The sequence below is a fragment of the Amycolatopsis sp. SID8362 genome (assembly GCF_010550475.1).
In the GTDB taxonomy this organism is placed as follows: Bacteria; Actinomycetota; Actinomycetes; order Mycobacteriales; family Pseudonocardiaceae; genus Amycolatopsis; species Amycolatopsis eburnea.
In genome coordinates this window covers 1-1,539 of record NZ_JAAGNB010001794.1, presented here as the reverse complement: position 1 = coordinate 1,539, position 1,539 = coordinate 1, and the positions used below count along the sequence as shown (strand labels likewise).

At 73.7% G+C, this 1,539-nt stretch carries 2 protein-coding genes; one reads left to right on the top strand and one right to left on the bottom strand.

Annotation, left to right across the window (positions count from 1 at the left end; all coding sequences use genetic code 11):
* Window positions 1-532 (bottom strand): hypothetical protein (locus tag G3I65_RS54890; protein WP_203612768.1); only part of this gene is annotated, 532 nt, incomplete at its 3' end.
* Window positions 533-821: 289 nt separating this feature from the next.
* On the opposite strand from G3I65_RS54890, the gene G3I65_RS54885 reads away from it, so the two are divergent.
* Window positions 822-1,539: ATP-binding protein (locus G3I65_RS54885; RefSeq protein ID WP_160704416.1), on the top strand; the 718-nt coding region annotated here is incomplete at its 3' end.

Below are 1,539 nucleotides of genomic sequence, written 5' to 3'. Positions count from 1 at the left end.
GGGGGCGGTCGCGGGTGGTGTCTTCGGTGCGGGTGCCCAGGGTGGCGGATCGGCGGCCGCGGGTGCGGTCGTCCGCGGCGGGGTCGGCGGGCTTGCCGGGGCGCGGCTCGGCGGTGGGGGAGGTCTTGCTCGCGGGGTGCGTGGTGTCGCGGTTGCCGGTAGTCTGGCCGGGGCGGGCGCGGCTTGCGTTCCCGGCGGCGAGTGCAGCCTCGCGGGCGCCGGTTCGGTTCGTGCCATCGCCCTCGCCGGTTCGGCGCCTGCCGGCGCGTGCACCGCCGCCCGAGTCGCCATCGCTGGTCCGGGTCGCGTCGCCGGCGGCCTTCCCCGCCCCTTCCTCGTCGTCCTTCGGGGCCTGTGCCGGGTCCGAGTTGGGTTTGGGTGTGAATCCATGTGCCGCCCACACCTCGTAGTCGCCCCACCCGCCGAACGACAGGGCGGCTGATCCGAGCTTCGCGCGGCGGCGATCGTGGGAGTTTTTCATGTTCGCGGCCTCGAAACCGGTCGGGCGGGGTGTCGAGTCACCTTCACCCACGGCCCCGGCGGGGTGTCAAGTCACTTTGCCTTAATGTAGGGATTTCTGGGTCTTCGTGGGTAGTGCGTTGTCGGCAGGGGCCAACCGCAGACAAAACGAAGGTGCTGGGCTTGTTAAACCAACATTGGTCGTCTTAGGCTGGAGAGCCACGTCACCTTCCGGTACACCGCCGGGGGAGTGACAGAAAGCAGCCGCTGTGGGGCGGAGGGTGATGGTGGTGCCCGGACCAGGGAGTGCCGGATCCGCGTGGCCGGTCGCACTTGTCCTGCCCTCCGCGGACACCGTCGGCGTGACCACCGCCGGCGCACCCGCGCCCGTGCTGACCGTTCCCTGGCTCGGGGAGCGGGACGACCGCTCGCGCCGCACCGCCGAAACGCGGCTGGTCGAGCGGGAAGACGAGATCGCCGTGCTGCGCCGGGGGATTCGCGGGGTGCTGGCCGGGCGGTCGGGTCAGGTGACCGTCGTCGGGCCGCGCGGGGCGGGGCGCAGCGCGTTGCTCGCCGCCGCCGTGCGGGAAGCCAGGGTGGCCGGCGTGATCACCGCCTTCGCCTCCTGCTCGCCCGGGGAATCGGCCGTGCACCGCGGCGTCATCAACCGGCTCTTCGCCGACATCGCCGACGCCGACTGCCGGCTCGACGGCGGGCCGCGGTCCTGCGGCCGCGCCTCGGCCGAGCGGTCCATCCCGACCCTGTGCGGCGATTTCGTGGGCGTCGCCAGCCAGGGGCCGCTGCTGATCGCCGTCGACGACGCCCAGTGGGCGGACCCCGGTTCGAAAGCCTGGCTCGAAGCCATGGAACACCGGCTGCAGCAGGCGCCGATGCTGCTGGTGCGGTCCGTGCTCGCCACCGGGGAGCACGCGGCCGTGCCCGGCGGGGACACCGTCGCCGTCCGGCTGCTCAGCGAGGACGGCCTCCGGCAGCTGGTCGCCGACCGCTTCCCCGGCAGCCTGCCCGATCCGCGCTTCACCGCGGGCCTGCACCGCCTCACCGGCGGGCGCCCCGCGCTCG